This window comes from Desertivirga brevis (genome assembly GCF_017355835.1).
The window spans coordinates 93,562-119,761 of sequence record NZ_JAFEWF010000002.1; the positions used below are offsets into that span (position 1 = coordinate 93,562).

Consider the following 26,200-nt stretch of genomic DNA (forward strand, 5'->3'; position numbering starts at 1 on the left):
TGATAACCAAAGATAATATGAAATTTATTTTGGCAAAGGTGTTGATGCTTGTGTCTGCTGCTAGTGCTTTTGGACAATCTACTGAAAAAGCTGCGCCGGATACCGCTAATAATGATAAACTTTCAGTCTTTTCTGTTGGAGCGAGTTATGGTAATACAGCGAACTATTACGGACAGACAACGGCAGAAAAGCTACCATTTGTTTCAACTGATTTATCCTATCAGTCCGGGTTGGGCTTTTTCGTGGCAGGATCGGCTATTAAATTAGTGGATCTGGGACCAGCAGTTTCAGAGCTAAACTTATCGGTGGGTTACAGTATGGATATTACCAAAAAATTGGGGGCGAGTGCTAGTTACACACGCTTCTTTTTTGCTAAGGACTCTCCATTACCACAGTCTGTTAACCCTAATACTGTAAGTGCAGGCTTAACATATGATTTCAAATGGCTGAATTCTGCTTTAAACGGGGATTATGTTTTTGGAAATGTAAAGGATGAGGAGGGCAGGAGGATGAACGATTATTATTTAACTTTAAGTAATTCTAAAGAAATTGACTTAGGGTCAATTATAAAAGATAAGGATTATATTACAATTACACCTTCAGTAAGTTTTATAGCTGGAACTCAGTTTCTTGCGACTCCAGTCTCACCTGATAATGATAATAATTCGGAATCGGATGGTAAAAAATCAACTGGTAAAGCGCCTGGGTTCTCGCCTAAGGATATCATTAATGAGGTAAAATCGCAGGAAAAGAAGGTTAATAGAATTAAAAAAATTGGGGGCAAGGATACGTCGCCTCAATATATATATTCTACAAGCTTCGATCTATTTACCAGTACCCTCAGGCTGCCTTTAGCCTATAACCGGGCCCATTATACACTTGAAGCGGCTTATCAACTATCAATTCCTAGTAAGAAATTTGCCGGCGTAGTTCACGAGAATCAATCTTTTTTTACGCTTAGTTTCACTTACCTTTTCTATAAAGACAAATAGCTTTGAAAGTACTAATAGTTGAAGACGAAAAAACCTTGGCCTACGAGGTAGAGGCTTTTCTTAAAAAGGCATTCTTTGTGGTTGATTTAGCTCACAATGCACGGCAGGCCTTAGAAAATATAGAGATTAATCAGTATGACTTTGTGCTGCTGGATTTAGGGCTGCCCGATAAAGACGGATTGGTTGTGTTAGAACATGCCAAGAAGCATAATTCTGAGGCCGCCTTTATAATCCTCACAGCAAGAGGTAATATTGAAGATAGAATTAAGGGGCTGGACTTAGGTGCAGACGATTATCTCCCTAAGCCTTTTTCTCTGTTAGAACTTCAATCCCGGATGCAGGCAATTTCAAGAAGGAAGTTTGGTGTAAAAAATCAGGCCTTGCATTTAGGAGAGTTTGAAATAGACCTTCAAAAACGGACAGTTGCTCACAATGCTGCAGAAATAGAAATCACCAGAAAGGAATTTGATTTGTTAAGCTATATGCTCCTTCATAAAAATCGGGTCTTGACAAGGATTCAATTAAGTGAACATATTTGGGGAAGCTTTGTAGATGATGATTATGACTCCAATTATATAGATGTGCATATAAAAAACATCCGGAAAAAGTTAGGGGCTTACGGACCTGTAGATTGGCTGGAAACCGTAAGAGGAGTAGGGTATAAAATCAGGAAGCAAGATTGAAGTTATTAACCAAGCTTACACTGTTCATTACGCTGTCAAAGCTCGCGATTGTGGTGCTTTTTGTTTTCCTTTTGCCTAATCTTATCGAAAGAATTGCATCCAGGTACACAGACGATTATCTAAGAGAGCAGAAGAAGAAGGTGATGAACATCATCTCTAAGAACGGTATTGATTATTACCTTCAAGGGGAGGAAAGCATGGGTAGTTATACTATGTTGAAGGAGGAATATATTTCCCTTTCTCCTAGCGATACAGGTATTAGTGCTGATACCATTGAAACGTCAAGGCGTATTGTGGAAGGGGATACGTTAAACTATCGACTTCTTACCCATAACTTTTTATCTGAAAAAAAGCCATATCTGCTAGAAATTGGTAAAACCACAGCTACCATCAGTCAATATAACAGGCCTCTCCAGAAAATTGCTTCTTGGGTACTGGTTGCCCTTATTCTTTTTACTTTGGTTGCTGATCTAATCTATACCCGCTTTTTGCTAGCTCCTTTGGGTAAAATCATTAAAAGCAAGCTTCTAAACAGACGTTTCCCTTTCAATGACGACCCTCATCCCGTTAGAACTTCAACTTCTGATTTTCAATACCTCGATAGCTCTCTTATGACTTTGATGAATCAAATACATGAGGCTTTTGAAAAGGAGAGAGAATTTACAGCAAATGCATCGCATGAACTAATGACCCCTATAAGTATTCTTCAAAATAAGATTGAGAATCTGCTGGGAGAAACCGAAGTGTCGGATTTGGTGCAAAGTAAGTTGATTGAGATGCATCGCACACTAAACCGTCTCAAAAAAATTGTAAACTCGTTACTCTTGATATCTAGAATTGATAATAAGCAGTTTGCCAGGTCGGAAGTAGTATCGCTAAAAGGTTTGCTTGAGGATGTGATGGACGATATAGGGCATAGGTTAGAGGAGAAGGATATTCGTTTTAGAGTATCACTGAAGAATGATATAAGTTTAAAGAACTGCAATAGGGACTTATTATATCAGCTTTTCTATAATCTCATAAATAACGCCATCAAGTACAATAAGCCCCAAGGAGAAATAATTATTCAGGATTCTTATCATTCAGGGAGTTTTTATCAGATTTTTATAGAAGATACAGGAATCGGAATTCCCGCGGAAGATATTCCTACTATCTTTAATCGCTTCAAGAAGTCTAATCTCGCAGAAGCAGGCGGGTTTGGGTTGGGTTTATCTATTGTAAAGAGTATCGCCTCCTATCATAAAATTAATGTTGATGTAAGTTCGATAGTAATGAAAGGAACTACTTTTACCTTGGTATTTCCTAAAGAGATTATTTATTAGTTTTGGTGTTACATAGACATCATCTATAGGGTATTGAGAAAAACGATCGGCTTTTAATTGATTGTCCTGCTGTTCTGCCTTATCTTTGCCGCAACTTAAAAAAGAAATATTTATGATTACTATAGGTCAGAAATTCCCTTCATTCGAAAAAACAGCGGTAGTAAGTCTTGAAAAAGGTAAAGAGTTTGAAACTCTTTCTTCTGAGTACCTTGCTAACGAAGATAACGTTTGGACAGTAATGTTCTGGTGGCCAAAAGATTTTACCTTCGTTTGTCCTACTGAAATAGCTGAATTTAACAAAGCTTATGGTGAATTCCGCGATAGAGATGCACGTTTAATCGGTGCTTCTACAGATTCTGAATTCGTTCACCTAGCCTGGAGAAAAGATCATGAAGATTTACGTGACCTTAAGTTCCCTATGCTAGCGGATACTTCTAAGTCATTGGCTGAAGATTTAGGCATTTTGGAGCCGAAAGAGAAGATTGCTTACCGTGCTACGTTCATCATTGATCCTCAAGGTATCGTTCGTTGGGTATCTGTAAACGATCTAAATGTTGGTCGTAACGTAAAAGAAGTTTTACGTGTATTAGACGGTCTGCAAACTGATGAACTTTGTCCTTGTAACTGGGAAAAAGGTCAAGCTACTCTAACAGCTTAATCAATAACATAACAAAAAAGTCCCCGTTAATCGGGGACTTTTTCTGTATTGCCTTTTTTAGGCTTACTATAGAACCTTCAAACATTTTACTCTATAAGATGGGCTTTCTGCTCATTGAGGGTTTTTATTTAAATCAATATATTTTTTAAAAGCAACAAGTATGAACTGTTAGCCGGCTTGCTGGCCGGATTGAAGATGTACTTTTTGAAACAAGAATTTCCAAAATTATGAGTGAATCAACTGAAGTAATAAACGAATTTCTGGTAAGTATTGGTGTAGACCCGTCTTACAGAACTAATACTCTTGAACTATTAGAAAAAGGCGAATCTAGATACTTAAGGGATTTTAAAGTAAATTTTAATAGCACTTTAACTTCTGAGCATTTAAGTTCGAAAGAAATAGGCCTTATGGGTGTAACAATTGCTGCTAACAATAACAATAAACCTCTTTTAGCCTTCTACACTGATTTCGCCGAGAAGAGCGGAGCTACAGCAGAAGAGATAGGAGAAGCAGTTGCTTGTGCATCTTTATTGGCTTCAAACAATGTGTTTTATCGTTTCAGACACTTTACCCAGAAGGAGAAGTATACTCAAATTCCTGCGCGTATTAGAATGCAGTTAATGATGAAACCTGTTACCGGTAAGGAGTTTTTTGAGTTGATGAGTCTAGCGGTATCGGCAGTAAATGGGTGTGAAATGTGTGTAAATGCCCATGAAGATTCCTTGATTAAGTTGGGTACTACAGAGGAACGTATTTTCGACACAGTAAGGATAGCTTCTTTAATTACTGCTACTGGTAAAATTATTTTCTAGACTAAATCTGTTTCTTTTCGCATTTAGAAGTAGCTTAAGGCTCAAAGTTTTCCACAAACGCGTCTTGTGGAAAACTTTGAGCCTTAACATTTTATTAAACTGGAAATAATTTTTATTTTAGTGTAAAGGTTAACCGTGTAAGTCTTGAAGATCTACCCCACATTTCTTCGATATTATAGAAGGACTTCAAACGGCAAGGTTTTTAATTGTAAATTTTGGGATTGCCCTCGTACGAAGACTCGTGCGAGGGTTTTTTAATTTCTAGGATTAGCTTGAGTCAGTGTATTAATTGCTACAACACAAATAAATTAATTACATTGATTTCAAATAATTTCTATTATTTCCATATAACATTTTTCCGAATAGCTTACCTTTGTTCAAAATATTTGGAAAAATGGCACAAGAGAAAGACAATAAAGACTATAATTTATTCTTCATTTTAGGGGCAATCTTCGGAGCCTTAACTGGCTATGCTATTGCTGAGGTTATTTTGTGGGCGATTTTTGGTGCAATCATAGGTGCCGTTTTCGCTTCTTTCTTTGTAAATGCTCTTGTGAAGGATAGAACATATTAGATGTCTGTCTTATAGACAATTTTAGATTCACCTGATCCTTTTGCTAAAAGTTAATCAAAATAAGTTCCCATAGTTATCACGGCTATGGGAATCAATTTCTTTAAGTTCCTTTACCTAAGATAAAGTTTCCTCGATTGATGGAATCGATGGAAAATTATCAGAACTGGTGCGGATGAAGCACCGAAACATCCCCAAGTATTCCCTAATTTTTTCTGCGATTTTTGAATGAATAAAGACTGCTTCTAAATAATAAACAGAGCCCTGTTTAGCTTCAATGCCCTTTTTTCTCCCTTTGATCGGGTACTTACTTTGCCAGATTGAAGAGAGGTTCAAAGTTATTTTCGTTCTTTCTCCAACGTCTCTTGAACGCGTTAGGAACATGAATAAGGCTAAAAGAGTGAATTGGGGCTGGGACGATAGGTAAAGTTGGCTAGGCAAGGGAATCCCCACCTGATTTAAGGTTAAAAAATAAACCCTGACACTTCACAGCGTCAGGGTTCAACCTAAACCTTATCACAATTAAACCAACTCTCGCTGGTTATATCTCAATAACGACCGTATTTCCTGTTTGTTTTGTTTGTATTAACAAATTTTAAATTTTTAGTCGCTCATGTGTTGATTACTGCCAACGGGAGTATAGGTAAAGCTCATTTGCTCGTCCTGGTACTTCTTCACTTTCTGGTAAGAATTTTTGATCGAATCGCTAATTATTGTTATCAGCTCTCCCGGTTTTACTTTGTTAATGATATAATCCCATGCCTCCTCACTATTTGGAATTATTTTGTAGTCTTTCGCCGGCTCTACCTCTCTGATACCTTCCTCCAGAAGCCTAACGATTTCTTCGTAACTGCGATCTCTTAAGTGGCTTTCCTGGCAGATAACAATCTCGTCGAACATAGAGGCAGCTATGCGACCTACATCTCTGATGTCCTCATCTCTTCTGTCCCCTGTTCCCGAGATCACTCCCGTACGAAAGTTGGCGTCAGAGTTAACTATGAAGCCTTTCAAGCCTCTTAATCCATCTGCATTGTGGGCGTAATCCACAAGTACCTTGAAATCTTTAAACTCAAATAAATTCATTCTTCCCGGAGTATGGGCGGTTGATGGAACGAAGGTTTCAAGCGAGGTTCTAATATCCTCAATTTTAAATCCCCATAAAAATGATGCTAGGCAAGCAGCCATGGCGTTTTGAGCCATGAATCCTACTGTGCCATTGAAAGTTATAGGAATGTGACTAATCTTTGCAATCCGGATTTTCCAATCCGCCTTACGAATTGTTAGAAAGCCATCATCGCATATTGCTGCTACGCCACCTGATTTACAATGCCTTTCGATCACCGGATTATGATCCTGCATGCTAAAGTAGGCAACATTACAATGTTGTGTTTCCTCACCGATCTCGACACAGTATGGATTATCCGCATTTAATACAGCCCAGCCATCAGGTTTTACGGATTCAACCAATACTTGTTTTACCCTTGCAAGATCTTCCAGAGTATGAATATCTGATATTCCCAGGTGGTCTTCCTGGATATTGGTTATTACGGCGATATCACAACGATTAAATCCTAGTCCGGATCTCAGTATTCCACCTCTTGCGCTTTCCAATACCGCAAACTCTACAGTAGGGTCTTTCAAAACGAATTCAGCACTCGCTGGTCCGGTAGTGTCACCTTTAACCATAAGAGTATTTTGAATATAAATGCCGTCTGAGGTTGTGTAACCTACTCTATAACCATTATTTTTAATAATATGGGCAATAAGACGGGTGGTAGTCGTTTTTCCATTGGTTCCAGTGATCGCTATGATTGGTATCATTGCGGACTTTCCGGGAGGAAAAAGCATGTCGAGCACCGGTGCGGCCACATTTCGGGGTAATCCTTCACTAGGAGCTAAATGCATCCTGAATCCAGGAGCCGCGTTTACCTCAAGTACTACTCCCCCGGTTTCGTCTAATGGTTGATACAGATTTTCGGCCATAATATCAATACCGCAAATGTCCAGACCCACGACCTTGGCAATGCGTTCACACACAAAGACATTGTGAGGGTGGACCATATCAGTGACATCCAGGGATGTGCCTCCCGTACTTAGATTAGCGGTTGACTTAAGATAAACCACTTCACCCTTTGGAGGGACAGTATCCAGCGTATATCCCGACTTTCTCAACATGTCTTCTGTATCCCTGTCAACTGAAATTAATGTAAGGACGTTTTCGTGGCCATATCCTCTACGTGGATCTTTGTTCTCTATGTCGATCAACTGTTGGATGCTATTTTCCCCGTCACCAGTTATATGCGCAGGAGTTCTCAAAGCGGCGGCAACCATTTTATTATTGATGACAAGTACTCTAAAATCATGTCCTTTAATAAATCGTTCCACAATTACGCGTTCCGAATATTGTTGGGCGTGTTTCAGTGCCTCTATTGCCTCTTCAGTTGTTTTAATGTTTATAGTTGCCCCGTTTCCATGATTCCCATCCAGTGGTTTTATTACCAGAGGAAAGTCTATTGTCCGAATGGCCTCTTGAAGCTCTTCCTCGTCGGTAACTGTAGTTCCGTCGGCAACTGGGATGGCTTGCTCTTTAAGTATTCTTTTCGTTTCTTCCTTGTCGCCGGCAATGTCGACTGCAATGCTGCTTGTTTTGTCAGTTAAGGTTGCCATGAAGCGCATTTGGTTTTTCCCATAGCCGAGTTGAACCAAGGAAGAGTTATTCATCCGTATATAAGGTATCCCTCTCGAAACAGCCTCATCCACAATTGCTCCTGTACTTGGGCCAAAGCGCTCTTTATCGCGAAGCTTTCGCATATTAATAAGGTCTGTATTAAGATCGTACTCTTTGCCTTCTATTAGGGCTTCGGCTATTCGGACTGCAGCTTTTGCAGCGTAAATACCAACATTCTCTTCTATGTATTCGAAAACTACATTATATATACCTGTAGTCTTGGTCATTCTTGTTCGTCCAAAACCACGGTCCATCCCAGCAAGGGTCTGGATTTCGAGTGCAATATGTTCAATGATGTGGCCCATCCATGTGCCTTCTTCTACTCGTTCGAAAAAGCCGCCTTCATGCCCGGGCGAACAAAAGTGAGTATATAAGCTCGGTACAAGTTGCTCTAGTCTCTGTTTAAATCCCGGAATTTCGTTACTGGGTCTATACTCCAGGTCTTCCAGATCTAGCCTCATTTGAATAAGCTTCGTTTTTTTTACCGACCAGATATTTGGTCCACGAAGAACCTGGATATTCAAAATTTTCATATTCTTATTCTTTTTGCGGAGTAGTGTCTTGATGAATTTTATATCTGCGTATTTCTACTTATACGTCTGATTTGGCTTGTTTTATAATTGAAAATAGATAACCAAGGACGTTTTATAAGGTTTTTGCTTGTGCTAGAAAAACTTATTATTCTGAATTTTATTTAATAGAAGGCTGATAAATTATTCTGTATGGTTCCAAAAGGGAAACTGGTTATAATAGGGGGTGCTGTTGATTTAGGTAGTTCTTTAAGCTACAATGAGAATATTAACCATCCGCATTATATTAAATTTTTTGAAAGAGGCATCCTGAGAAGGATGATCACCGAGTCGCCAAAGAAGGAGGAATCGGTGATTGAAGTTATTACTACAGCATCTAAGATCCCTGAAATCGTCGGAGCGGAGTACATAAAATCCTTTAATCAGCTACAGGTAAGCAAAGTTCATGTACTTGATATTCGAACGCGGGAAGATGCCCTCACGGAGGAATCAATAGAGCGGGCTAAAAATGCTGATATTGTAATGTTTTCAGGAGGCGATCAACTTCGCCTTAGTTCAATTTTTGGAGGCACAGAGTTTCTTGAAATTCTAAAAAGGCGCTACGAGCAGGAGGACTTTATGATTGCCGGTACTTCGGCTGGTGCTGCGGCCGCTTCAGTAAACATGATCTACAGGGGTAATAGCAGTGAAGCCTTGATAAAAGGAGAGGTTCAGATCACAGGAGGTCTGGGTTTTATAGATGATGTTATTATTGATACTCACTTTGTTCAACGCGGTAGGATTGGCAGATTGTTTTACGCAGTGGCAAGCAACCCGGGAATGTTGGGAATTGGTTTAGGTGAAGATGCGGGATTATTGATCACTGGCGGTACGTGCCTGGAAGCTATAGGCTCTGGGTTAACCATTCTGGTCGATGGAAGGTACATTAGTGAAACAAGCATCTATGATGTAGAAATAGGTTCTCCTGTTTCTATTGATAACTTAAAAGTTCATGTAATGTCGATTTTTGACAAGTACGACCTCCATAAACACGAACTTAAGATTAACAAAGCAATTAAAGTTGAAGAGGATGTGTATTTGAGGATTAAGGATTATGATTAGCTAATTGACGCTTCATTTAAACTATTAATATTTTACAATGTTCTCTTAGGCTTACAACATATGCTATGAAACCAAAAATCATCATACATGGAGGATTCTTTAGTGAGGCATCTGATTCTGAAGAAACCAGGGTTGAAAAACATAAGGCCTTAAAGAACATAGTCACCGAGGCCCATAAATATTTGGTAGATCACACTGCCTTAGAATCTGTTATTTATGCTGTTTCACTGTTAGAAAATTGCGAATTATTTAATGCAGGTTTAGGTTCTCAGATACAAAGTGACGGGAAAATCCGAATGAGCGCCTCTATCATGGACGGAGCTACTAAAAAGTTTTCAGGAGTTATTAACATTCAAGAGGTAAAAAATCCAATATTTGTTGCAGAGAAACTTCTGGAATTTGAAGATAGCGTACTTAGTGGGGAGGAAGCTTTAAGTTTTGCCAGACAGCATGGTTTTAATTACTATAACCCTGAAACTCAATATCGTAAAGAAGCTTATCTGGAAAAGTTAACCGAGTCTGTGCGAAAGGGAACAGTAGGCTGCGTTGCGTTGGATTCAGAAGGAAAGCTTGCTGCTGCCACCTCAACAGGTGGAAAAGGGTTTGAATTGCCGGGACGAGTAAGCGACTCAGCGACAGTTGCCGGAAACTTTGGCAATGATTTTGCTGCTGTATCATGCACAGGTGTGGGCGAAGACATTGTAAGTGCTGGATTAGCAGCCAAAATAGTGACCCGCGTAACTGATGGAATGAGCCTGAAAGATGCCTGTGATAAGTCAATGGATGAGTTGAAACCATATAATGGATTTGCGGGGGTGGTAGCCATTTCGGCTAAAGGAGAGGTTTATTTTACTGATTCACATCCGTATATGGTCTGGGCTTCGTACATAGATAATGCAGAAGTATTCTCTTAATTAAAGAAAGAATGAAATTCGTATACCCATTTTTAATGGTGTTTTTGGCAACTGCCTCATTTGCCCAGAAATCTCAGAAATCTACTAAACCAGACAGTTTGATAACGCCTACTGATACTTTAGTGTTTTTAAAAGATACAGTAAAACTTACAAAACTTGAGCTCCTGGTAAAACAGGCGACGGAGAAACAAACGCAGCCAGCAGAAGCTATTGCTCTGTACAAGAAAGCGCTAGCTGCAAAAACAAAGGCCCAGGATAGTAATTGGGTGGCAGAAATTCGTCTTTCCATGTCCAAAATGTATTTCAAGGCCAACAATAGCAAAGACGGCTTTCTTAACCTGCTTGCTGCACAGTCGCTTTATAACCAATCCAAAAATGCTTCCTGTCAGGCATACATAATGCAAGATATCGCAGCGATATACGAGGGTAGCAATGATTGGAAGGAGGCAGAGAAGTATTATTTATTAGCGTTAAAATTGCAGGAATCTGTAGGCTTAACGGTGGAAAGACCCTACACCTTGCTTGCTCTAGCTAATGGCTATTATAAACGTAAGGAGTATTTGCAAGCTGAAAAGTATTACAGCGACGCTTTAAACCAGTTTGAATTGAACCATGAAAAGAATAAGCGCGCTGATGCCTTGGTTCAGTTGGCCGACATTAAGATCAAGCAGAAAAATTATGCTCAGGCTGAACATTTGATCCTAAAAAGGGCCATGCCTTTTTTTAGCTCTGTAGGTAAACCTCAAGCGAGAATAGCTTGCTTTAACATGCTGGGAGATATCTATTATATTCAGAACCGCCAATCGGAAGCTAAATGGTTTTACATTCAGGCGCAGACGATGTACAAGAACCAGAATGATTTCGACGGAAATGTGCGGTCTATCGTAAATCTTGCTAAGGTTAAATCTGCTTTGGGCGATAAAAAATCGGCATTAAAGGATTTTCAGGATGCAGAAGCGATGGCAATTAAAAGAAAAAAGCTTGCTCTTGCTGCCGATGTGAAAGTAGCGTACGCAAAATATTATAACAAGCCCTTTGCCAAAGTTATGGCCGCTCAAACCAAGGCAGAAGCCATTACTTCCGTTAAAGATTCTGCCGCGGTAAAACCTGGCGTTAAGAAGTTAACAGGAATTACTACTGTTAAAGGAGGAAAATCTGTAACTAAGGTAGACTCTGTACTCAAAAAGTCTGTGAAAACAACAGCTGTAAAAACGGAGAAGTTGGTTAGCAAAATAACTTCAAGTTCTACTGTAAGAAGGGATAGTTCGGCCGTTAATAAGCCAGTTTTACAAAACCACGCTAAAGCTGCTTCTACCAAGTCATCCGCTACTTACTTAGGAAAAGCAGATAGTGCTAAAACCAAAGCTAGTGTTGCTGGTAAACAGGATGTAAAATCATCAGTACCTACTCCGAAAAGTGCGAAAGTTGTTGTTAGTGGGAAACCTGAACTTAAGAAAGATACTGGTGCCATTAAGATTGTGAAAGCTTCAGTCGTAAGTAAGCCTTCTGAGAAAGTGGCTGTTAAGACATCGAAGCCAGCAGCTAAGCCAGATACATCTGTAAAGACCCTTGCTAAGAAGGATGACAAACAACATCTTAGGAGAGACGTAACAAGAGAAAAAGAAGATAAAGTTGTAGTGGCTGAAAATTAGATCGCTGAGGAGGGAACGGTATTTTGCTTTATATCTTACCAGTTTCTTGCCCAGCTGCACACAAGTTTATTCATTGTAATATTTTTATTCGCACACTAAAATTAATACTATTTTTGAAGTAATATTGTTAAAGAGGCAGTAACAACACTGCCTCTTTTTTATTTAATATCTAAAGTGGTATAGTATTAGATAAGGTTATAACTATAATGGATTTTAATTCGGTTAAGGAAATGCTAAAAAAAACCTTCCTGTGTTTGTTCGTGGCCGCAACGATAGCGTGTCAGGCAAACTCTCAAGTAAATACAGATGTTGAAGGCTCAAATAATTTGAAACCTGAGCCTGCACAGCAATTGGTGGCTAAAGAAGTGGTTCGGGTTATCGAAAATGCACACTATAAAAAGGTGAAGATCAATGATTCAATTTCGGGCGTGATTTTGAATAATTACCTTAAGCGTTTAGATGAGGGAAGGACATATTTTCTCGCTACTGATGTGAAAGAGTTCGAGAAATATAAAGATCAGATGGATGATTTTCTAAGGGAGGGAAATCTCAGCCCTTTCTTTCAGATCTTCAATACCTATCAGAAACGGTATCAGGAAAGGATCCAATATTCTATCTCCCAGATCAACAAACCGTACGACTTTACAAAGAACGAAACTTATACGTATAACCGGGAGAAGATGCCCTGGTTAAGCTCAAATACAGCAGCCAACGACCTATGGTCAAGACGCGTAAAGTATGATTTGCTAAATCTTAAGATCACTGGTAAAAGCCTCGATTCTAATAAAATAACCTTGAAGAAACGTTATGAAAACTTGTTAGCTCAATCAAAAAAGACCAACAATCAGGACGCATTTCAAGTCATAATGGACTCATTTACGGAAGCAATTGATCCACATACCAATTATTTCGTTCCACAAAGAGCTCAGGAGTTTAATGAGGAAATGGCACGGACGTTTGAAGGTATTGGTGCGAGATTGCAACTTGAGAATGAGGTTGTGAAAGTGGCAGAGATAATCCCGGGAGGGCCGGCATTTAAAGCAAAAACACTACAGGCTGGAGACAGGATTATTGCTGTTGCACAAGGCAAAGGTGGTGAGTTTACCGATGTAATTGGCTGGAGACTTGATAATACAGTTTCGAAGATTAAAGGTCCACGTGGAACAATGGTCCGATTGAAAATTATCCCTGCCGGACAGGAACTTACTGCTCAGCCTAAAGTGATTGAGTTAGTTAGAGATAAGATTGTGCTTGAGGAGCAATCAGCTAAAAAATCAATTAAAACGATCCAATCTGGAAATAAAACCTATAAGATTGGTGTGATAAACATTCCAGGTTTTTATATGGACTGGAAAGCGTACCAGGCGGGAGACCCTAATTATAAAAGCACCACGCGGGATGTGAGGATGTTGATCGATACTTTAAAACAACAAAAGGTGGATGGTATCGTGATTGACCTAAGAAGTAATGGCGGAGGTTCCCTGCCCGAAGCTATTGAACTTACTGGTTTATTTATTAAGACAGGTCCCGTAGTGCAAGTTCGATACCCTAATAAATTAGAGATCGATAAAGACGAGGACGCTGGTATAGCATGGACAGGACCACTTGGAGTTATGGTGGATAGATTTAGTGCATCTGCTTCTGAAATTTTTGCGGCTGCAATACAAGATTATGGCCGTGGTGTAATTATGGGTACTCAGACTTACGGGAAAGGCACTGTTCAGTCTGCTATCGACATGTCAAGGTTTATTAATCCTTTAGACGACCTTTTATTAAAAGCTAAGGGTGATAAATCTAACGCTCCGGCTACCGCTCCAAAATTTGGACAAATTAATCTTACAATTGCTAAATTCTACAGGATTAATGGTAGCAGTACCCAGCACAAGGGTGTGATTCCAGATGTGGAGTTCCCTATGATATTCCCTGCCGACAAGTATGGAGAAAGTTCAGAGCCTGCGGCGCTTCCTTTTGATATGATTAAACCGAGCACCTATTCTGCTGTTTCTAATCTATCAACCATTAGACCTTTGCTGATTCAACAGCATGAGGGTAGAATGAAGAATTCGCAGGAGTATAAGTACTTGCTCGACGATATTAATCTCTTTAAGAAACGCGAGGCGGAAAGTTCTGTAACCTTAAATGAGGTGCAATTGAAGAAAGAGCGTGAGGAGCAGGAAGCCAGTACTTTAGCAAGAAGCAATGCAAGAAGAGCTCTCCAAGGGCTGCCAGCCTTAAAACCAGGTCAGGTAAAACCTAAAGAAGAGAATGACTTTATACAAGATGAAAGCCTTCAAATCATGGGAGACTTTATAAAATTGAACGAAAGCGGACAATTTAGTGTGGTTTACTAAGCTTGTTCGGAAATAATTTAGAGAAGCCTGGCAGAGATGCCGGGCTTTTTTATTAACACGAATTAGGCTCTAATTGAAACTAATAAAGCGCCTAATTTGATTGCAATTGGGCCTCTTGTTTCGTTACGGCTTTCCATCTCTCTAAATCCTTCTTAAACTATGATTAGTGTAATTCGCGCAATTAGTGTTTCCTTTATTCGTGTTCTAAGTTTCTTCAACTCATCGAGACTTGCATTTTTCTGATTACTTCTTGAACTATGATTAGTGTAATTCGTTCAATTCGTGTCTCTTTCATTTGTTTGTCTCCTTCCGATTAGTCAACTATTTTGTATTTTAACTGTTATTTTTATCTATGGCACATCCTCTTCTTCAATTTAATGAGAACGGTATCTACTGTTCAGCGGGCGATTTCTATATCGACCCTTGGCGCCCGGTTGATGATGCGGTACTGACTCATGCCCATTCAGACCATGCCAGATGGGGAAGTAAGAGATATTTGGCACACGATCTATCAAGGGAAGTACTAAAGTATCGGTTAGGTGATATTGCCCTTGAGACGATAGGGTATGGGGAAACCGTTTACAAGAATGGAGTAAAAATATCCTTCTATCCGGCGGGGCATGTAATTGGGTCGGCTCAGGTAAGGGTGGAACACAAAGGGAATGTTTGGGTAGTTTCAGGCGATTATAAACTGGAAGATGATGGCGTTTGCGCACCTTTCGAACCAGTAAAGTGTCATACCTTTATTTCAGAATGCACTTTTGGGATGCCGGTTTATAAGTGGAAATCTCCTAAAGAGATCCATGACGACATAAATAACTGGTGGCGAAAGAATAAAGAGGAAGGAAAGAATTCTGTTATTGCTGGATATTCTTTAGGAAAAGCACAAAGAATTCTCCAACATCTGGACCTCTCTATCGGAAAGGTATTTCTGCATGGAGTGATTGCTAACACCAATGAAGCGTTAGTCCGGAATGGAATAAAACTTCAGGAAACAACGCGGATTACTTCTGAAACGAGTAAGGAGGAAATAAAAGGTGCAATGATCATATGCCCACCATCGGCTTTAGGATCACCATGGATCCGTAAGTTCCAGCCATACTCTTTCGGCTATTGCTCCGGTTGGATGTCACTCCGTGGGGCTAAGCGCAGAATGGCTGCAGATAGGGGATTTGTTCTATCCGATCATGCAGATTGGGATGGTTTAATACAAGCCATTGATGCCACACAGTGTGAATGTGTATGTTTAACCCATGGTTATACAGCTTCTTTCACTCGTTATTTGAATGAGATAGGCTTTGATGCCCATGAAGCTCATACCTATTACGGTGGCGATGAAGCTTCTGAAGAAGATCAGCTTCCAACAGATATTGTAGATTCAGAAGGGGATGTGATAAAGGATAAAGAGGTTTCAGATACACGGGAGGCTGAAGAGTTATGAGGGATTTTGCAGGGCTGTTTGCTGCATTAGACGAGACTAATAAGACGAATGAAAAGGTGAGTATTTTGAAGGATTACTTCACCAGCGTTTCAGACTCTGAGAAAATACATACCCTTGCTCTGTTCACGGGTCGAAAACCGAAGAGGCAGATCAATTCCACCCTGGTGAAGCAGTGGGCCATGGAAATGGCGAACATTCCCCAATGGTTATTTGAGGAAAGTTACCAGGTGGTAGGCGATCTGGGTGAAACGATCGCACTTTTGCTGCCGGAGACGAAAGGTTCACATGAAAAAGATTTAGCAGAATGGATTGCCGAAATAAACAGTTTGGGATCTTTAACTGAAGAAGAGCGGAAGGTCTGGCTGGTAGAATCTTGGGGCTCAATGACGCGACAAGAGAGGTTTGTATTTAATAAGATACTTACTGGCAGCTTTAGAATTGGTGTCTCCCAAAGCTTAATAATTAAGGCTCTTGCCGAGATATCAGGACTGGAGGCGGCAACACTAACTCATAGAATTATGGGTAATTGGAGTCCAGATACGTTTAGCTTTCACGATCTTATACAGGAGCAAGATCCATCTGACGATCTTTCAAGACCTTATCCTTTTTGCCTCGCCTATGCCATTCAGGAAACCTCAGATAAGCAGAAGTCTGCTGGAGAAATTGAAGCAGAACTTGGAGATCCGGAGGAGTGGCAGGCTGAGTGGAAGTGGGATGGAATCAGGGCTCAAGCAATCCATAGGGAAGGAAAAATCTTTATCTGGTCAAGAGGAGAGGAGCTTGCAACGGAAAAGTTCCCTGAGCTCCATGCTTTTTTGTATGAACTCCCCTCAGGTACTGTCCTTGATGGGGAAGCTATTTGTTTCATAGATGGTCATCCAATGCCCTTTAACGTACTTCAGACCCGTATCGGTCGTAAGAATCTTTCCAAGAAAATACTAGCCGATAATCCGATGGCCTTCATTGCTTACGATTGTCTTGAATTTGCAGGGGATGATATTCGGTCAATGCCCCTTGCTCACAGGCGGTCTATGCTAGAACGATTGTACGATTTAAGTAATCATAAGGAAATCTTTCGCCTTTCGCCTGTAGTTAAATTCTCCACTTGGGAAGATCTTTACAACTTAAGGCTCCAGTCGCGAGAGAATTTCGCTGAAGGCTTTATGTTGAAGAGACTAAATTCTATCTACCAGACAGGCAGAAAGAGGGGAGACTGGTGGAAATGGAAAGTAGATCCACTATCTGTTGATGCGGTAATGATTTATGCACAGAAAGGCCATGGACGCAGAGCTGATCTTTATACGGATTATACCTTTGCTGTTTGGGACGGCGATAAACTTGTACCTTTTGCAAAAGCTTATTCCGGGCTAACTGATAAAGAAATTAAACAGGTAGACTATTTTATCAAACGCAATACCTTGGAGAAGTTTGGGCCTGTAAGAACAGTGAAACCAGAGCTAGTATTCGAAATTGGCTTTGAAGGAATAAACAAGTCATCACGCCATAAATCGGGAGTTGCATTACGATTTCCGAGAATACTGAGGTGGCGCCAGGATAAAAAGATTGAAGACGCTGACACGATAGATGTCTTAAGAGCCATGCTGGGAGATTGATAAATAACCTTCATAGGAGAAATTTAGGAATGGAGGATTGTGCATCTTACTCTTAAGGAACAAGTTAAACTTTCAGAAAAGCTATTTTGGTGTTATATTGATTATGGGGAAAATAAGGAAGGAGAATGATACAAGTCTACTTGCAACACCGGGCGAACGGGTAATATCCGATTGGTTCAAAACAAAGGAATGGCAGCAATTTCCCTTTCAGAAAGAAATGGAGGAAGCTTATCTGCTAGGATATTCAGGCCTATTGAACGCTCCGACTGGAAGCGGTAAGACATTCGCTCTTTTCCTACCATTTCTGGCCGAATATATCAACAAGAACCCTAAGGATTATCAAACAAAAAAAAACAATGGCTTAAGGATGCTTTGGATCACTCCTTTGCGTGCCTTAACCAATGACATCCGTAAAGCGATGCAAACTGTTGTTGAAGATTTGGGACTTCCCTGGCAAGTGGGTCGAAGAACAGGGGATACCACTTCAGCAGAAAAAGCGGAACTTAAAAAGCGTTTGCCTGAAGTGCTCTTAACAACCCCCGAGAGTTTGCATTTGATGCTTACCCAGAAAGATTATCCCAAGGTTTTTGAAAATCTAGAGGTGGTTGTAGCTGATGAATGGCATGAATTACTTGGTACCAAGAGGGGTGTGCAGCTTGAATTGGGTCTGTCACGGCTGAAGGGACTCAGGAAGAAACTCGGGGAGGGGAAAGTACAGGAGCTAGGTATTGAGACACAAGTATCTATTCCTCAATTAAGAATTTGGGGGATCTCGGCAACCATTGGGAATCTGGAACAGGCTGCAGAAGTGTTATTGGGTAATGATGTAGGTCCAGACAGGGTACGATTAATTCGAGCTCAGCTTGACAAGAAAATCGAAATACAATCCATATTGCCTGATAATATTGAGGAATTTTCGTGGGCAGGGCATCTTGGGATCAAGTTGCTGCCTAAAGTGATGGAAATTGTAGCTCAAAGTAAAACTACCCTGATCTTTACTAATACGCGATCACAGTCAGAGATCTGGTATCAAGCAATACTGGACAAATATCCGCAGTATGCAGGGATTATGGCTATGCACCATGGCTCTTTAGACAATGAGCTGCGAACTTGGGTTGAGCAGGCATTGCATAACGAAATGTTGAAGTTGGTGGTGTGTACTTCAAGTCTTGACTTGGGTGTAGACTTTAGGCCGGTAGATACAGTCATTCAAATAGGAAGCCCCAAGGGTGTAGCGAGGTTCATGCAAAGGGCCGGTAGAAGTGGACATCATCCTGGCGCTACCTCCCGAGCCTGGTTCGTGCCTACTCACTCTCTTGAGTTACTTGAGGGCGCAGCCATAAAAGAGGCAATGAAACAGGAGGTTTTCGAAAGCAGGGATCCTGTGTTGCTCGCTATGGATGTTCTTACTCAATACCTGGTAACACTAGCACTTTCGAATGGTTTCAAGCCCGATCAGATCTACCAGGAGGTGAAAACGTGTTATGCTTATTCAGACCTGCGCAAGGAAGAGTTCGGGCAGATTTTAGACTTTATTACCAAAGGGGGGAAGACCCTCTCGGCATATGATGAATTTTTAAAAGTTGAGATTGAGGAGGGAAATTATAAAGTAAATAGTCGAAGGGTTGCTATGCGCCACCGGCTGACAATGGGGACCATTGTTGGAGATGTTTCCATGCGGGTTAAGTTCCTAACCGGAGGCTATCTTGGAACAATTGAAGAAGATTTTATTGCCAGGCTAAAGATTGGTGATAATTTCTGGTTTGCGGGAAGAAGCCTGGAGCTTGTCAAAGTTAAGGAGATGACAGCATTCGTTAAAAAGTCATCGAAGTCAAGTGGAAAAATACCCAGCTGGATGGGTGGACGGGTTCCTCTATCGTCTCAACTATCGGCAATGTTTCGGCTTAAGTTAGACGAGGTTGCTCACCATATTGAAAAAGATATTGAGGTGAAAACCCTGCGTCCTCTATTCAATTTACAAGCTGAGCTTTCTCACCTTCCCTTAAATTCAGAGTTCCTGGTTGAGAAGTTCATATCAAGGGATGGGTACCATTTGTTTTTCTATCCATTCGAAGGCCGGTTGGTGCACGAAGGGATGGCTTCACTCTTTGCATACCGGATCGCAAAGCTACGCAATGCGAGCTTCTCCATTGCTATGAATGATTACGGCTTCGAATTACTCTCTGATCAGGAGATCTTATTGGAAGATGCTTTGAAAAATAACCTGTTTAGCACGGATAGCCTTATTGATGATATTCAAAACAGCTTAAATGCTAACGAAATGGCGCGGCGCCGTTTTCGGGATATCGCACATATTGCCGGACTGGTCTTTACCGGATTCCCGGGAAAGACCATGAAGAACAGACACCTCCAGGCTTCAACATCTTTAATTTTCGATGTATTCAGGGAGTATGAGCCCGGCAACTTTTTAGTTAGACAAGCATATAATGAAGCATTGCAGTTTCAGTTGGAGGAGTTCAGATTAAGGGAAGCATTACTTCGGTTACAGACATTAGAAGTAGTCATTACCCATAGCGACAAACCTACTCCTTTTGCTTTTCCAATTATGGTTGACAGGTTAAGGGAGAAGCTAACTACCGAAACATTAGAGGAGCGAGTTGCAAAAATGAAACTCGCTCTATAGTACTTTCTTATCAAATTGAGAAAAGGTGCAGATAATTTAGTTTTCCCCGACTTACTTAAAGTTTAGTTATCTATTTAAATTTTTATTAACAGATTTTTTAATTTCGTTAAGCATTTTGTCCTTCGATACAATAGATTGAATTACAGCATCAGATAAAAAAGCAATACTTAGAGCTGATGTGGTATTATACTTTCTAGAACATCAAGGATGTGTTGATATTCTGCCCTTTATCCTGTTTGATGCCACATATTGAAGATCATTAATTATATATAACATCATTTCAAATTTATGAGAAGAATCGGATTTATTCCTTTGATTGCGGTTCCTGCAATACTTGTTGCCGCGTTTACTTCCAAACAGAAGCAGGTCGATCCGCCACGTACTGTCTTTTTTGACAAGTCGGGCATGGACACAACTATACGGCCTGGTGATAATTTCTTCCGTTATGCTAATGGCAGTTGGATAAAGAATACCGAAATTCCGGCCTCGGAAACTGGCTGGGGGTCATTCTATGTATTAAACGATGATAACCTTACTAATCTTAGAAGAATATTAGAGGAAACATCTGGAAAACAGAATGCTAAAGGAAGTAAGGAGCAGAAGGTTGGAGATTTCTTTGCAAGTGGAATGGATACTGTTGCTATAGATAAGCGTGGATCCGGACCGATCAAATCGCAGCTTGCAAAGATTAATGCAATAAAGACCACCAAAGATCTTGTAGATTTTGCTGCGAAAAGTTTTAAGCAGGGCGATGGTTATTTATTCGAATTTTATGTAGGGCCAGATGATAAGATCAGCACAAAGAACGCTGTGAATTTTCAGCAGACTGGTTTAGGTCTTCCTAATCGTGACTACTATTTCAAGCAGGATGCCGCCAGTCTAAACATTCGCAAAGAGTATCTCAAGTATATAGCAAACTTATTTACATTAACCGGCACAGATGCTGCCACAGCAGCAAGGAAAGCGCAGGCAGTTATGGCTTTAGAGACTGAAATTGCTAAATCTCACCTTACTCCGGTTGAGCTACGTGACCCTGTAAAGAATTACAATAAGTATGCGGTATCTCAGTTTCAAAAGCAATTACCGGGTATGGATGTCAAGGATATATTAGACAAATTGGACTTGGAAACAGATACCATACTTGTTGGGCAGCCGAAATATTATACTACTTTGGCAACTCTTTTAAAAACAAAACCTCTTTCTCAATGGAAAGATAAACTGGCATTTGAAACTATTTCTTCTTCAGCTTCGGCATTAAGTCGTCCATTTAGAGATGCAAGATTTAACTTTTATGGAAGAGTATTAAGCGGTCAAAGACAACAACAGCCTCGTTGGAAGCAGATGGTAAGTAAGACCGACCAAAACCTGGGAGAATTAGTGGGCCAACTATATACGGAAAGGTATTTCCCTGCAGAAGCGAAGGAAAGGATGTTAAAGCTGGTAGATAACCTTCAGCGAGTATATCAGGCACGTATAGAAAGATTAGATTGGATGAGTGCAGAGACAAAGCAAAAGGCCTTAGAGAAGTTAAACACTTTTGTAAAAAAAATAGGCTACCCGGATAAATGGAAGAGTTATGATGATGTTGATATAAATCGTTCTACTTATTATGAGAACCTTCAGTCTGCATCACGTCATAACTATAAGGAAATGATCGATAAGTTGGGAAAACCGGTTGATAAAATGGAGTGGCTTATGACACCGCCAACGGTTAATGCTTATTATAATCCACCTTTCAACGAGATCGTATTCCCTGCAGGCATTCTTCAATTTCCATTCTTTGATTTTAATGCAGACGATGCCATCAACTACGGTGCTATCGGAGCTGTAATCGGACATGAAATGACTCACGGATTTGATGACCAGGGGAGGCAGTATGATAAAGATGGAAATCTGAAAGATTGGTGGACGAAGGCTGACGCGGATAAGTTTAACAATAAGGCTAAGCTGGTGATTGATCAGTACGGGAAGTATACTGTACTAAATGACTTGAAGGTTAATGGCGAGCTTACGCTTGGGGAGAACATAGCTGATATCGGTGGATTAGCTATCGCTTATGAAGCTTTTAAACAAACGGAACAGGGTAAAGGAAGTCAGAAAATTGATGGCTTTACCCCAGATCAGAGATTCTTCCTGTCTTTTGCGCAAGTTTGGAGAATCAAGAACCGTGATGAGAGGTTGAGAATGAGAATAAGCAATGATCCACATTCTCCTGAAGAATTCCGGGTCAATGGCCCTCTTTCAAATATGCCTGAGTTTTACAGAGCTTTTAATATTAAGCCCGGAGATAAAATGTACAGGAATGAGAGCGATCGGGTAAAGATCTGGTAGGGTTTAGAAAGCAATAAATTTTATAATTAGCGAAGACTGTTCTTTAATTAGGGCAGTCTTTCTTTTTAAACCGGTGTTTATATACGTGGAGAAGATTGGCAAAAGTTTTGCAATTACTTATCTATCAATATAAGCACTATGAACTTAAAAAGAACTTTTGGAACCATTCTTACAATACTGGGTATTGTTGGTTTAATATATGCGGCAGTTGGCTTTGCTCAAAGATCTGAATCTGCAAGAGAGCTGATAGTTTTCGGAATTTTAGGTGTAATCTTTTTCTTTACCGGTATTGGGCTTGTTAAAGATACAAGAGACGTTGCGAAGATGTGATCCAATAATACTAGATCTTAAAATAAATAGGAAAGGCCGGTTTCACAACCAGCCTTTCCTATTTATTTTAAGATAATAAACCTAAATAAGGGAATTATCTTAGTAAGTTTAGAGAACTAAGCAGTTTCTGCTGCAGGGAAGTTAAGATCGATCAATTCCTGTTCCTTGAAATACCGCGAAAGCGCATCGTCAAGAGTTGGAAGTAAAAGTGCTCTTTCAGAATTTAGGACGCTATAGGCGGGACGTAATGCCGCCAGGTTTAATGATTGAATTGCAACGGGTACAATTAGAGACGGGTCGTTACCACTTTGTCTGGCTACCTGGGATGCAAGTTCTGCCCAGGTTATTTCACCTTGATTCGCAAGGTGCCAAATTCCTCTTTCATCATCAAGCATTAGATCAAGACTTGTATGAACGAGGTCGGGAACATAAGTTGGCGAAATATAATTATCGGAAATAGCCGTGAATGAGCTCTTGTCTTTTAACGAGGTAAGAACGTTAAAGATAAAGTTGTATTGGTCCCAAGGGCCAAAAAACGCACTGGTCCTAATAATTAAGGCATTTGGATCTCGTTCTACGACTAGTTTCTCAGCCAAAGCTTTACTGCGTCCATAAATATTTAAAGGCGCAACCTTATCGCTTTCAATATAGGACGAATTTTTAGATCCGTCGAAGACCAGATCAGACGAGAAGGTAAGAAACTTGAAGTTGTATTTTTTTGCAAGTAAGGCGATGTTTCCAGGTCCTTCTGTGTTTGCAAGATAGCAATCATTAGAACATGTTTCCGCATCATCTACTTTAACGTATCCGGCGGCATTTACTATTGCCCATGGACGTTTTTCAGCAATTACTTTCTCAATCTGTTCCTTGTCAGCTAAATTTATTTCATCTCTGCCCAGCAGCTCGAAATGTAAGCCTCTCAGACGACATAGCCGAGCAAAGGCATTACCAAGGGTTCCTGTCTTGCCAAGGATTAATAAAGGTTGAGAAGTTTTATTTTCCTTGCTGATGCGCCGTATATTATTCTGGAAGTAGAGCACTCTCAGGTCTTGCTTCCACCATCCTTTTTCTTCCAATACTGGATGTTTAAAAACTGTTCCTTCGGCAAAGTTCTTTAGCATGCGTGCTAGTACAGTAGGCCTGGGAGTTTCAGATCTAAGATCGAAAATACCCGGTTCATAAATAGCTTCCTCTTTTTTTGTCAGAAGCTTGTTCCAACCATATGAACCCAGCATTGCCCATGCAGTAATAGCTATAATTTTTGCACCTTCGGCTTTTAATTCGTTCGCTGTAGAGTGGATTTCATTTAACCAGCGAAGCTGCTCGTCGCGGGTGCAACCTAAATGAACCTCGGTAACAGCAATCGGAATTTTGAATCTTTCCCAAGCTTCTGATAACAGGATCTTCGCTCCATATTCCCCGTCTTCAAGGTCTATCCTCACGGCTTCTACATCTGCATACTGATGCTGATGGTTGCCCCCATGTGTTTCTACCGGGTACTTTGATAAATTCTCGTCAAGGAACCGCTCGGAGGTTGGATAATAGTTGAAGCCAAGAACATCGGGTGTGCAGTTTTTTTCCCTAAAGAAATCTAGTTCTTCGGGTTTAATTCCAGACCACATCAAATAACTCCAAAGGCTGTGTTCCTGGTTGACACGACCCATAATAAGGTCAAAGCTTAACCATCGCCGTTTATTTTCAAAATCGGCCTGATACTTTAAAAGAGGAGTACTGTAGGTTTTACTCAGATCCTCAGTTTGAACCAACTTTGCAGTTGGATTTACTTTTCTAATTGCCTCCATTGCAAGCACAGTTGCCTTGCTTTCGTTAATAAGCAATCTCAGGAAATCGGCATTATCTCGTTGATGGGGGTACCAATGACCATATAAGCCACAGAAACGGGCAGTTGTCAGTGGTTCGTTAACAGGTGTGTAGTATTCTATCCACGGGAATTTTCTAGCTACCTTTTCTGCATATTCTGCTAATCCGGTAGCAAAGCGATCTGTATCAATGGAAGCGTAAGTTGGTCCGCTTCCATGATGAACAAGACCTGCAATAGGCTTAATGCCTAAATCTCTACAGTGATTAAGATTTTTCTCTGTGGTACTCCAGTCTATTTCTGTATCTGGCTCGGGCTGGTGTTTTTCCCAAATAACCGGATACCTTAATTTTTTTATCCCTAAATCAGCAAGAAGCTCAATATCTTTTTCCCGGGAGTAGTGACCAGCAAAATCAAGCTGGTCAAAGTATGTTTTTCTTACACGGTTAATTGTGCATTCTATCCCCCCCCAAATTTCAACTGGGCTTGTACTTTTAACCATAATATTTGTCTTTGTTAAGCACTTAACGGAACAGTTATTTTTCTGCCCATTGCGTTGCGGATTACGTCCATCATGTCTGACCACGTTTGATCCCATGACTTGGTAGAAAGGAAGTCGTCAACTCTTTTCAGCCATTCTTCTTTTGGCTTATTAAGTTCTGCTTCCGCAGCTGCAATAAATTCAGTTGAGTTACTTACAACACTTACTAGGTTAAGCTTCCCATAAGGTTTTACTACATCACGAATAGGGGTGGAAACTACAGGGATGCCTGCTGAAAGATATTCTGGCGTTTTAGTAGGACTAATGTAGCGTGTGGATTCATTTAATAAGAACGGAATCAGGGCCAAGTCCCAGCCAGATAAATAAGCAGGTAGTTCATTGTAAGATTTCCCTCCCAGGTAGTGAATGTTTTGGTTCTTCGGAAGAATCTCAGGATTAATTTTCACTGTTGGGCCGATTAGAATAAAATTCCAATCAGGACGCGCCGTTGCTGCTTCTCCAATTAGTTTATAGTCAAATCGTTCGTCTATAACTCCATAGAACCCGAGCTTTTTACCTGTAATACCAGTTTGGTCAGCCGGCTGCTCCATTTGATTCCTTGCTTGGGCAAAATGCTTTTTATCAATACTGCTTGGGAAAGGATGGATGTTTTGGTGTTGGTGTTTTTTTGCCTCGTATAAAGAATGGCCACCTGTGAATACAGCGTCTGCACGAGTTAATAGTTCTTTTTCAAGGTATGTTAACTCAGCTGGAGCATTTTTAAATGCAGAAAGCTCGTCCATACAATCATAGATTGTCAAGTTCGGGAAATATTCTCTTGAGAACTCCAAAGCCATTGGCGTATAATACCAGAAGATAAAGTCAGACAAGCTTTTATCCTTTAAAAATGATTTTAACATCAATTTTTGCAGGTTTACACTTTCTTTTTTGGAAAGACCGCTTTGAACATGTGGGACTAATACCCACAATTTATCTTCGCGTTTACTTATTGAAAGATAGCTTTCTCCATCTTCGGCAACATCACAAATTGGCTCTTCAAGAAAATATACATTAAATTCGCGTGCAAAACGAGTAAGCAAGTGTTGTGGACGCTGGAATACGAAATCCCAGCGGAGGTGTGAAAATACTAATAAGTTTTCAGGTACACGTTTCATAGTTTCGTCTGTTAGTTAGGATTTAACAAGATGCTAACCGAAACGTTTGCAG

Annotated in this window: 18 protein-coding genes; 15 read left to right on the plus strand and 3 right to left on the minus strand. The window is 40.3% G+C overall.

All coding sequences use genetic code 11. The features are described from left to right. Positions 1-17 precede the first annotated feature (17 nt). From J4N25_RS08275 to J4N25_RS08300, 6 genes are all read left to right on the plus strand, one after another. On the plus strand, positions 18-992 hold the full coding sequence (locus J4N25_RS08275) for a porin family protein (RefSeq protein WP_207421727.1): 975 nt from the start codon (positions 18-20) through the stop codon (positions 990-992). A 2-nt stretch (positions 993-994) separates the two neighbouring features. Next, the gene (locus J4N25_RS08280; RefSeq protein WP_207421728.1) at positions 995-1,675 is read left to right on the plus strand and encodes a response regulator transcription factor; all 681 of its coding nucleotides are present in this window, start codon (positions 995-997) and stop codon (positions 1,673-1,675) included. Then, positions 1,672-2,997, plus strand: a complete 1,326-nt coding sequence (locus J4N25_RS08285; RefSeq protein ID WP_207421729.1) for a sensor histidine kinase — start codon at positions 1,672-1,674, stop codon at positions 2,995-2,997. Before J4N25_RS08280 ends, J4N25_RS08285 begins: the two co-directional genes overlap by 4 nt. Positions 2,998-3,109: 112 nt before the next feature. Continuing rightward, positions 3,110-3,655 carry a peroxiredoxin gene (locus tag J4N25_RS08290; RefSeq protein WP_207421730.1) on the plus strand — a complete coding sequence of 182 codons (546 nt, stop codon included), beginning with the start codon at positions 3,110-3,112 and terminating at the stop codon, positions 3,653-3,655. Positions 3,656-3,882: 227 nt separating this feature from the next. Continuing rightward, positions 3,883-4,467, plus strand: coding sequence for a carboxymuconolactone decarboxylase family protein (locus tag J4N25_RS08295; RefSeq protein ID WP_207421731.1), 585 nt, complete (start codon positions 3,883-3,885; stop codon positions 4,465-4,467). A gap of 394 nt (positions 4,468-4,861) precedes the next feature. After that, on the plus strand, positions 4,862-5,041 hold the full coding sequence (locus J4N25_RS08300; protein ID WP_207421732.1) for a hypothetical protein: 180 nt from the start codon (positions 4,862-4,864) through the stop codon (positions 5,039-5,041). A 600-nt stretch (positions 5,042-5,641) separates the two neighbouring features. On the opposite strand, the gene cphA is transcribed toward J4N25_RS08300, so the two are convergent. Further along, positions 5,642-8,299, minus strand: a complete 2,658-nt coding sequence (gene cphA, locus J4N25_RS08305; RefSeq protein WP_207421733.1) for a cyanophycin synthetase — start codon at positions 8,297-8,299, stop codon at positions 5,642-5,644. 189 nt (positions 8,300-8,488) lie between these two features. On the opposite strand from cphA, the gene J4N25_RS08310 reads away from it, so the two are divergent. The 9 genes from J4N25_RS08310 (at position 8,489) to J4N25_RS08350 (ending at position 22,673) form a co-directional block, all read left to right on the plus strand. Further along, positions 8,489-9,397 carry a cyanophycinase gene (locus J4N25_RS08310; RefSeq protein WP_207421734.1) on the plus strand — a complete coding sequence of 303 codons (909 nt, stop codon included), beginning with the start codon at positions 8,489-8,491 and terminating at the stop codon, positions 9,395-9,397. Positions 9,398-9,462: 65 nt separating this feature from the next. Further along, positions 9,463-10,311, plus strand: coding sequence for an isoaspartyl peptidase/L-asparaginase (locus tag J4N25_RS08315; protein WP_207421735.1), 849 nt, complete (start codon positions 9,463-9,465; stop codon positions 10,309-10,311). An 11-nt stretch (positions 10,312-10,322) separates the two neighbouring features. Continuing rightward, positions 10,323-11,963, plus strand: coding sequence for a tetratricopeptide repeat protein (locus J4N25_RS08320; protein WP_207421736.1), 1,641 nt, complete (start codon positions 10,323-10,325; stop codon positions 11,961-11,963). A 206-nt stretch (positions 11,964-12,169) separates the two neighbouring features. Continuing rightward, on the plus strand, positions 12,170-14,314 hold the full coding sequence (locus J4N25_RS08325; RefSeq protein WP_207421737.1) for a carboxy terminal-processing peptidase: 2,145 nt from the start codon (positions 12,170-12,172) through the stop codon (positions 14,312-14,314). A gap of 352 nt (positions 14,315-14,666) precedes the next feature. Beyond that, the gene (locus tag J4N25_RS08330; RefSeq protein WP_207421738.1) at positions 14,667-15,755 is read left to right on the plus strand and encodes a ligase-associated DNA damage response exonuclease; all 1,089 of its coding nucleotides are present in this window, start codon (positions 14,667-14,669) and stop codon (positions 15,753-15,755) included. After that, positions 15,752-17,368, plus strand: a complete 1,617-nt coding sequence (locus tag J4N25_RS08335; protein WP_207421739.1) for an ATP-dependent DNA ligase — start codon at positions 15,752-15,754, stop codon at positions 17,366-17,368. The genes J4N25_RS08330 and J4N25_RS08335 overlap by 4 nt, the downstream gene beginning before the upstream one ends. Before the next feature lie 103 nt (positions 17,369-17,471). After that, positions 17,472-20,012, plus strand: coding sequence for a ligase-associated DNA damage response DEXH box helicase (locus J4N25_RS08340; RefSeq protein WP_207421740.1), 2,541 nt, complete (start codon positions 17,472-17,474; stop codon positions 20,010-20,012). 288 nt (positions 20,013-20,300) lie between these two features. Then, on the plus strand, positions 20,301-22,343 hold the full coding sequence (locus tag J4N25_RS08345) for a M13 family metallopeptidase (RefSeq protein ID WP_207421741.1): 2,043 nt from the start codon (positions 20,301-20,303) through the stop codon (positions 22,341-22,343). Between the two features lie 138 nt (positions 22,344-22,481). Continuing rightward, positions 22,482-22,673, plus strand: coding sequence for a hypothetical protein (locus J4N25_RS08350; RefSeq protein ID WP_207421742.1), 192 nt, complete (start codon positions 22,482-22,484; stop codon positions 22,671-22,673). Between the two features lie 116 nt (positions 22,674-22,789). Here the strand turns inward: J4N25_RS08350 and J4N25_RS08355 are convergent, their stop codons facing one another. Further along, the gene (locus J4N25_RS08355) at positions 22,790-24,994 is read right to left on the minus strand and encodes a family 1 glycosylhydrolase (protein ID WP_207421743.1); all 2,205 of its coding nucleotides are present in this window, start codon (positions 24,992-24,994) and stop codon (positions 22,790-22,792) included. 14 nt (positions 24,995-25,008) lie between these two features. Then, positions 25,009-26,148, minus strand: coding sequence for a glycosyltransferase family 1 protein (locus tag J4N25_RS08360; RefSeq protein ID WP_207421744.1), 1,140 nt, complete (start codon positions 26,146-26,148; stop codon positions 25,009-25,011). Positions 26,149-26,200 lie beyond the last annotated feature (52 nt).

Excerpts from the sequence above, each read along its gene's own strand:
- J4N25_RS08275 (WP_207421727.1), top strand. The coding sequence starts at position 18 with ATGAAATTTATTTTGGCAAAGGTGTTGATGCTTGTGTCTGCTGCTAGT.
- J4N25_RS08290 (WP_207421730.1), top strand. The coding sequence starts at position 3,110 with ATGATTACTATAGGTCAGAAATTCCCTTCATTCGAAAAAACAGCGGTA.
- J4N25_RS08295 (WP_207421731.1), top strand. The coding sequence starts at position 3,883 with ATGAGTGAATCAACTGAAGTAATAAACGAATTTCTGGTAAGTATTGGT.
- J4N25_RS08300 (WP_207421732.1), top strand. The coding sequence starts at position 4,862 with ATGGCACAAGAGAAAGACAATAAAGACTATAATTTATTCTTCATTTTA.
- cphA (WP_207421733.1), bottom strand. The coding sequence starts at position 8,299 with ATGAAAATTTTGAATATCCAGGTTCTTCGTGGACCAAATATCTGGTCG.
- J4N25_RS08310 (WP_207421734.1), top strand. The coding sequence starts at position 8,489 with ATGGTTCCAAAAGGGAAACTGGTTATAATAGGGGGTGCTGTTGATTTA.
- J4N25_RS08315 (WP_207421735.1), top strand. The coding sequence starts at position 9,463 with ATGAAACCAAAAATCATCATACATGGAGGATTCTTTAGTGAGGCATCT.
- J4N25_RS08320 (WP_207421736.1), top strand. The coding sequence starts at position 10,323 with ATGAAATTCGTATACCCATTTTTAATGGTGTTTTTGGCAACTGCCTCA.
- J4N25_RS08325 (WP_207421737.1), top strand. The coding sequence starts at position 12,170 with ATGGATTTTAATTCGGTTAAGGAAATGCTAAAAAAAACCTTCCTGTGT.
- J4N25_RS08330 (WP_207421738.1), top strand. The coding sequence starts at position 14,667 with ATGGCACATCCTCTTCTTCAATTTAATGAGAACGGTATCTACTGTTCA.
- J4N25_RS08335 (WP_207421739.1), top strand. The coding sequence starts at position 15,752 with ATGAGGGATTTTGCAGGGCTGTTTGCTGCATTAGACGAGACTAATAAG.
- J4N25_RS08340 (WP_207421740.1), top strand. The coding sequence starts at position 17,472 with ATGGGGAAAATAAGGAAGGAGAATGATACAAGTCTACTTGCAACACCG.
- J4N25_RS08345 (WP_207421741.1), top strand. The coding sequence starts at position 20,301 with ATGAGAAGAATCGGATTTATTCCTTTGATTGCGGTTCCTGCAATACTT.
- J4N25_RS08350 (WP_207421742.1), top strand. The coding sequence starts at position 22,482 with ATGAACTTAAAAAGAACTTTTGGAACCATTCTTACAATACTGGGTATT.
- J4N25_RS08355 (WP_207421743.1), bottom strand. The coding sequence starts at position 24,994 with ATGGTTAAAAGTACAAGCCCAGTTGAAATTTGGGGGGGGATAGAATGC.
- J4N25_RS08360 (WP_207421744.1), bottom strand. The coding sequence starts at position 26,148 with ATGAAACGTGTACCTGAAAACTTATTAGTATTTTCACACCTCCGCTGG.